Origin of the sequence: Komagataeibacter europaeus LMG 18890 (assembly GCF_000285295.1) — a bacterium.
GTDB classification, from domain to species: domain Bacteria; phylum Pseudomonadota; class Alphaproteobacteria; order Acetobacterales; family Acetobacteraceae; genus Komagataeibacter; species Komagataeibacter europaeus.
Genome location: NZ_CADP01000122.1, coordinates 1 through 7,400 on the forward strand (window position 1 = coordinate 1; position 7,400 = coordinate 7,400).

General features: G+C 58.8%; 7 protein-coding genes. 5 read left to right on the plus strand and 2 right to left on the minus strand.

The window, feature by feature from the left end; translation table 11 throughout:
• Positions 1-95: 95 nt before the first annotated feature.
• Positions 96-665 (minus strand): recombinase family protein, encoded by a 570-nt coding sequence (locus GEU01_RS18290; protein WP_019087234.1) that lies wholly within the window; start codon positions 663-665, stop codon positions 96-98.
• Between the two features lie 265 nt (positions 666-930).
• Here GEU01_RS18290 and GEU01_RS18295 point away from each other — a divergent pair, with 265 nt between their 5' ends.
• Positions 931-1,587 carry a hypothetical protein gene (locus tag GEU01_RS18295; RefSeq protein ID WP_019087235.1) on the plus strand — a complete coding sequence of 219 codons (657 nt, stop codon included), beginning with the start codon at positions 931-933 and terminating at the stop codon, positions 1,585-1,587.
• A gap of 282 nt (positions 1,588-1,869) precedes the next feature.
• On the plus strand, positions 1,870-2,721 hold the full coding sequence (locus GEU01_RS18300) for an SDR family oxidoreductase (protein WP_026018864.1): 852 nt from the start codon (positions 1,870-1,872) through the stop codon (positions 2,719-2,721).
• A 24-nt stretch (positions 2,722-2,745) separates the two neighbouring features.
• Here the strand turns inward: GEU01_RS18300 and GEU01_RS18305 are convergent, their stop codons facing one another.
• Complete coding sequence (locus GEU01_RS18305; protein WP_019087237.1) at positions 2,746-3,621, minus strand: LysR family transcriptional regulator; 876 nt, start codon at positions 3,619-3,621, stop codon at positions 2,746-2,748.
• A 137-nt stretch (positions 3,622-3,758) separates the two neighbouring features.
• Here GEU01_RS18305 and GEU01_RS18310 point away from each other — a divergent pair, with 137 nt between their 5' ends.
• The 3 genes from GEU01_RS18310 to GEU01_RS18320 all read left to right on the plus strand — a co-directional run bounded on the left by GEU01_RS18310 (position 3,759) and on the right by GEU01_RS18320 (position 7,056).
• Positions 3,759-5,402, plus strand: a complete 1,644-nt coding sequence (locus GEU01_RS18310) for a GMC family oxidoreductase (protein ID WP_019087238.1) — start codon at positions 3,759-3,761, stop codon at positions 5,400-5,402.
• 16 nt (positions 5,403-5,418) lie between these two features.
• Positions 5,419-5,826 (plus strand): tautomerase family protein, encoded by a 408-nt coding sequence (locus tag GEU01_RS18315; protein WP_019087239.1) that lies wholly within the window; start codon positions 5,419-5,421, stop codon positions 5,824-5,826.
• A 198-nt stretch (positions 5,827-6,024) separates the two neighbouring features.
• The gene (locus GEU01_RS18320; protein WP_014106769.1) at positions 6,025-7,056 is read left to right on the plus strand and encodes an IS110 family RNA-guided transposase; all 1,032 of its coding nucleotides are present in this window, start codon (positions 6,025-6,027) and stop codon (positions 7,054-7,056) included.
• The last annotated feature ends 344 nt before the right edge of the window (positions 7,057-7,400 follow it).

A 7,400-nucleotide genomic window follows, 5' to 3' on the forward strand; every position in this document is an offset into this window, starting at 1 on the left:
GTTCTGCGAAAAATCAATCAAACCGCTTTCTGATTCAGGCTCTTAATGAAACGGACCGGACATTGATCCAGCCCAATAAAATATGGACATGGAATTCAGCTTTCCCTGCTGCGGTATTTGGAAATTACGCGGTAAATGGTCGCCTTGTGTACATTGAACCGATCCGCCACTTCCGCAACCGGCAGGCCATCGTGCGTGACCATTCTATATATAGCGGCACTTTCCGCCGGATCGACCTTGGCCGGACGCCCCATGTGAATGCCGCGCTGGCGGGCGTTCAGGCGGCCCATCGCCGTGCGTTCACGGATCAGGGCACGTTCAAAATCGGCTATGCCCGCGAATACCGTCATGACAATGCGGCCTTCGGGCGATGTCGTGTCCATCCACGGTTCACAGATGGAGCGTAGCCCGACATTCCTGCGCCGCAGGGATTCCGCAATTTCCAGCAGGTGCTGCGTCGATCGCGCAAGCCGGTCGAGCCGGTACACGATGACGATATCGCCCTTCGTGACATCCTGCAGAAGGCGACGCAGCGCGGGCCGCTTCTTTTCATCTTCCAGCAGGGAATCCTCGTAGACCGCTTCACAGCCCGCGTCATGCAAATGCCACACCTGAACGTCAAGGGTGCATTCATCCGTACTTACACGCGCATAACCGATCAGCATTCTATCATCAAATCAGAATTAAATTCCAATCACCTGTCGTAATCAAAAAAGGTGAAAGTGAACAGGCGTCATATGGCGAAAATGCATAAGTCTGTTTTATTTTCCTTCAGGGTGATGTAATTCTAAGGAATATATTCCCACAATTCAATTAAAAACGCATTTATTAAATGCGCTGAAATATGTTGCACTAACGGCAAGTAATAGAGTATCTGAAATACAGTTTATCAAAAATCTTAAACTTATGCAAAACAGGATACCGGGTTTCATGGTGCGCCGCACAGACAGACTTCACGACCTGCCCGGCAAGCGGCCGGATCAGGAAATTCGTGGTGGTTCTTTTGTCCTGCGGCGCACCCTGACGGAAATCGCGCGAAACGCATCCATGTTCGACAGCAATTGCGGCGCTTCGGAACGGCAGGTGATCGGGACGGGGACATGGCTGCGTAATTCGCTGGTCGATATTGCCCGGTCCTGCCAGCGTGACTATGTGCTGCGTGGCGGCACGGTGGAATTCGACAGTACGGGCGCGCTGCATATCCTGTGGGTGCGCATCATGGTGGCGACGCATGGGGGCCGCCTGATCCTTGGCCCGAAATCAGCCGATCCCGGCCTGCTGCTGCTTGATGTCAGCCTGGATGATGAAGCCGCCGACGCCACCGTATCCATCGTGTTCCAGGGTGTCGCCAGCCTGACGGTCACGTACGATGGCGATACGGACATGACCCTGATCGGCCTGCTGGCCGGCACGCCAACCGAACTGGACTGCAATGCGTGGGCGGTCGCCAGACTGCGGGGCAATGCCTGTGGCCTGTCGGAAGAAAACAGTCGGTCCATTGCAGGGGACAATGATTCCACCCCCTTGTACATCCGTCATTACGTGGCGGGGGAGACAGGGGAAATCTGCCTTGTCATCGGTCAGTAAGACGCGGCCTGAAAACCGTTCACTGATCAAAAACGACAAAGGCTTCCGGGCCGCCAGCCCGCGCGGACCACAATGTGATCGACCGGGTCGCCTGTAGCCGACAGGACGCGGATTACGGCCAGTCAATGCCCATGGCGGCAGGGGACAGGGGCGGCAGGCCCGGCGCGCGTCCTGCTTTTTATCAAACCATTCGCGCACTGGGCCATTAACCGTCCTGCATGGGCCACCGCGCATCCCGCGCGGCACGGCACGACGGCCCATGCAGGAAACGGAGTGGCCACCATGAACAGGACCGTCCTCATCACCGGTGCCGGAACAGGCTTTGGCAGGGAAATCGCCCTGCGGCTGGCGGCGCGGCAATGGACCGTTATCGCGGGCGTTGAAATCCCGTCCCAGATCTTCCAGCTGGAACATGAAGCCGAACAGCGCGGCGTGGTCGTGCAGGTTGAAAAGCTGGATGTGACCGATGCGGCGGACCGCGCGCGGTTCAGCATGCTGGATGTTGACGTACTCCTCAATAACGCGGGCATCGGGGAAGGCGGGTCCATGGTTGACATACCCGAAGCCCACCTGCGCCGGCAGTTCGAGGTCAACGTGATCGGGCCGGTCATGCTGACACAGGCCATCGCCAGACGCATGGCGACACGCAGGGCGGGAAAGATCGTTTTCATGTCTTCATGCGCGGGGCTGACCGCCGACCCGTTTACCGGGGCCTATTCCGCATCGAAACACGCCATCGAGGCGATTGCGGAAGCACTGGGCAAGGAACTGCAGGAATTCGGTGTCGCGGTGGCGACGGTCAATCCCGGCCCGTTCCTGACGGGTTTCAATGACCGTATCTTCGATGCATGGAAAAGCTGGGACAAAAGCCGTTCGGACAACCTGTTCGATTACGAACACATTGCCTATCCCTACAGGCAGTTTGACATCAAGCCGGTCGTCGATACCACCATCGGCGTGATCGAGGGCACGATTGACACCTATCGCAACGTTGAACCCGGACAGAATGTCGAAATGCAGCGCAGGCAGATGGATGACGCATGGACCCGCAGATATGATGAGAACCTGGGCAAACGCTTCGCGCTGGTTGAAACCTGCTATGACATGCAGCCCGGCACGCCAGTGGATGAATAACGCGCTCCCCTGACAGCGGGCGTATTAATCCGGTCGCCGCGCCAGTTCCAGCCATGCCTTGGCCGCATCCGACAGGTAGCCGCCGCGCCGCCACGCCAGCGTCATGTGCCAGAGCATGCCCGGCCCATCGAGCGCGATGGCACGAATGCCGTCATGCTGTCGGGTTTCCACCATCATGCGCGGCAGGAAACCGATACCCAGTCCCGCCGCGATCAGGTCGAACAGGAATTCAACCTGGGTTGAGCGTGCCGTGACCTTCGGCATGAAGCCATTGCGGCGGCAGGCGGCAAGCACGATCTGGTTCAGCGAAAACCCTGTCTCGAACAGCAGGAACGCTGAATCGGCAAAGGCGGTGATCGGCACCGACCGGCGCGCGGCAAGCGGATGCCCCGCCGCGACGACAGCCACGACCGGTTCCACGCACACATCCTGCCATGCGAATTCATCGGACAGGGGCAGAAGCAGGCCGGCAAGGTCGATTTCACCCGCGCGCAGCAGATCCTGCAGGTCCTGGCAGCCACGTTCGATCAGGTGGATCCCGATCCCGGGATACCGGTCGCGAAACGCGACGAAAGCGGGCGCAAACAGCGTGTCGCTGCCGATTGGCGGCAGGCCAAGCCGCAATTCGCCGCGCTTCAGCCCGCGCAGTTCCCGCAGTTCCACCAGCAGGTCGTCGCGTTCAGCCAGGATCGTCCGGGCCCGGCGCAGGACCACGTTACCGGCGTCCGTCAGCGTGATGCCGGGGGCCGCCCGGTCGATCAGGACAAGACCGAGTTCATCCTCCAGACGCTTCACCGCCTTGCTGACGGTTGACTGGGTAGACAGCACCGCCTTGGCCGCCTGCGAGAAGCCGCCTTCACGCACGACCGCGATGAACAGGCGTAATGTATTGATATCCATATTCTATTCCATATCGGACTTATATTCATTCAACCAATTCGTTTTTTTCACGTCCACGTCATTTCCCGCGCCGCATGCGGGGGAATAATCCTCTCCCTACCGGCCGCAGAGCCGGGCAGGGGGAAGGAGTTCGTCACATGGCGACTGGAACCGATGACTTTGGTGACTTTGACTATATTGTAATCGGCGCGGGCAGTTCGGGTTGTGTACTTGCAAACCGTCTCAGCGCCGATCCACGCAACAGGGTGCTGGTGCTGGAAGCCGGCGGCAACGACAACTGGATATGGATCCATATCCCGGTCGGCTACCTGTTCGCGATGGGGAACCCGCGCGCCGACTGGATGTTCAGGACCGATCCGGAATCCCATCTGGGCAACCGCGTGCTGAATTATCCGCGCGGGCGGCTGCTGGGCGGGTGTTCGTCGATCAACGGCATGATCTACATGCGCGGGCAGGCCGCCGATTATGACGGCTGGCGGCAGATGGGCAATACGGGATGGGGATGGGATGATGTCCTGCCCTATTTCATCAAGGCGGAGGATAACTTTGCGGGCGCCAGCGCCTTTCATGGCGTGGGCGGGCCGCTGCATGTCGACCGGCAGCGGTTGCGGTGGAAGCTGCTTGATGCCTTCCGCGACGCCGCCGCACAGGCTGGCATCGCGAAGATCGACGACTTCAACCGGGGTGATAACGAAGGGTCATCCTATTTTCAGGTCACGCAGAAACACGGGTTTCGCTGGAGTGCCGCGCGCGGCTACCTGCACCCGGTCATGAAGCGGCCCAACCTGCGCGTGCAGACCGGCGCGCTGGTCCATCGCGTCCTGTTCCGCGATGGTCGCGCAATCGGGGTGCGCTTTGAAGCCAACGGCGTGGTGCGGAGTGTCCACGCCCGTGCCGAGGTGATCGTGTCTGCGGGCGCGATTGGAACGCCTGCCATCCTGCAGCGTTCAGGCATCGGGCCGGGTGAACGGCTGCAGGCATTTGGCATCGAGGTTGTAAAGGATCTGCCCGGCGTGGGTGAAAACCTTCAGGACCACCTCCAGATCCGCAGCGCCTACAGGGTCAGCGGTGTCGAGACCCTCAATACCGAAGCCGGGTCACTGTTGGGCAAGGCGAGGATCGGCCTGCAATACCTGCTGACCCGGTCCGGCCCCATGTCGATGGCGCCCAGCCAGCTGGGCATCTTTGCCCGGTCCAGTACGCGTTACGCGACGGCCAACCTGGAATATCATGTCCAGCCCCTCAGCCTTGCGGCCTTTGGCGGCGACCTTGACCCATTTCCCGCCTTTACTGCGGCGGTGGCCAATGTCCGTCCCGAAAGCCGGGGCAGCGTCCACCTGAAATCCGCCGACCCGGCCGTGCCGCCCGCGATCCACCCGAACTACCTCTCGACAGACGAAGATCGCCGCGTGGCCATTGACTCCGTACGCCTGACACGGCGGATCGTGGCGCAGTCAGCGCTGGCGCGCTACCGGCCGGAGGAGTTCCGCCCCGGTCCGTCGCTGGAGAGCGACGCCGACCTGGAAAAGGCGATCGGGGAAATCGCCACCACCATCTTTCACCCCGTGGGCACCGCCGCCATGGGGCAGGGATCGCAGGCCGTGGTTGACCACGAACTGCGTGTACACGGCATGGCGGGGCTTCGTGTCGCGGATGCCTCGATCATGCCGCGCATTACCTCGGGCAACACCAATGCCCCGAGTATCATGATCGGTGAAAAAGCGTCGGCAATGATCCTGAATGCCGCCAGATCACCGTCAACACCGGCGCTTGTCGCCTGAAACAGGGATTGCTTACATGCCTCTTATCCGTTTTGACATGCTCGAAGGCCGTTCCGAGAAGGAACTGACCGCCATACTGGACGCCGCCCACCAGGCGATGCTGGACGCTTTCGGCGTGCCGCCGCGCGACCGGTACCAGATCATATATGAACACAAGAAAAGCCGCGTGCGCATCGAGGATACCGGGCTGGGTATTCCGCGCACCGACGATGTCATGATCATCTCGGTCACCACCCGCCCGCGCACGGTCGATGAAAAAACCGCCTTCTACCGCCTGCTGACCGAAGCGCTGACCGCAAAGTGCGGCATCGCGTCCAGCGACGTGATGGTCAACTATGTTGAAAACACGGATGCCGACTGGTCATTTGGCAACGGGGAAGCGCAATTCCTGACCGGAAAGCTTGGCACGCCCAAGGTCTCGTGACGTCAACGGGAACAGGGCCGGGGTTCTCCCCCCCGGTCCTGTCTTCACAACGGGAAACAGGCATGCGGCCCTGTACCTGTCGTCATTCAACATTGGCCGGGGCCATGATATAAAGGGATTCAGATGGGGTGGACGGCCTCCATGCGACATCAATGTGCCATGATGAGGTCGGAAGACCATTCAGAGGAGACCGCCCGGATGAAAGTTACCATAATCGGCCTGGATATCGCCAAGTCTGTTTTTCAAGTGCATGGCACGGACGCAAGCGGAAAATGTCTGCTCAAGAAGAAACTCGGGCGGAGTGAAGTTATCTCATTCTTTGAAAAGCTGGAGCGCTGCCTGGTCGTACTCGAAGCCTGTAGCACGTCGCATCACTGGGCTCGTGTCATCCGTGACACCGGTCATGAGGTAAAACTCATTCCCCCTGAAATGGTCAAACCATTTGTCAAACGTGGCAAGAAAAACGATGCTGTTGATGCCGCCGCGATTTGTCTTGCCGCGATCCATCCCGACACGCGCTTCGTCCCGATTAAAAATCGGGAGCAGCAAAGCCTGTTATCGCTGCACTCAACTCGTACCCTTCTGGTCAAACAGCAAACGATGCTGGTGAATGCGTTGCGTGCACTTGCAGCGGAATTCGGTTTGATTGTTCCCCTTGGAAATGCCCGTCTCCCCGAACTTCTGGCGAAAATCGAAACCTCATCCAATCTGCCTGATGCCCTGAAACAGACAACCATGCTGCTCTTTGAACAGTATGGTCGACTGAACGAAAGCATAGAAAACCTGGAAGGAGGTATCCGGACACATGCCAAACAGGATGAAGATGCTCGCCGTCTTTTGACCATCCCGGGCATTGGTCCGGTAACCGCCTCCCTGATTGTCGCGTCTGTTACCGATATTGGGGCCTTCGATACGGCCCGGCACTTCGCAGCCTGGCTTGGTCTCGTACCGCGCCAGCATTCATCGGGCGGAAAAACCCGATTGGGCAGAATTACCAAAACGGGCAACCGGGAAATAAGAAAGATGCTCGTTCTGGGCGCAACATCCATGCTTTACCGCGCACAGAAATGGGATAGCGCTGCGGGAGTATGGCTTTGCAAGCTTCTGGAACGTCGCCCGGGCCGTCTGGCAACCGTGGCGTTAGCCAACAAGCTGGCCCGGATCATCTGGGTTTTGTTGTCGCGCAAAGAGATCTATCGTCCGGCCGGTCGCAGTGTCGCTATAGTCTGACATGTACCACCAGGATGATGGATACCGGAATAAGCTCCGGTAGATCCGGCAGTATGCACTGACCGCGTGATGGGAAAGACTGTAATCAGAAGCAGTTCAGGCAATACCGAATGTCCCCATGTGCCATTGAGCACGAGATCCAGATTGGTGCCTGACACGCAAGCGAACACCCATGATGGCCAGCGAAGGATTTCGCATAAACAGGCCGGACATAAGGGCGCATCTGACCGGATCTCCACATCATGACAGTATCAGTGCATTTCGCTGGAGCGAAAATACGCAGAAGAAAGATACGACAATGCAATCAATGTGACCTCTTGCATCGTAAAGGCCGTCCACATAAG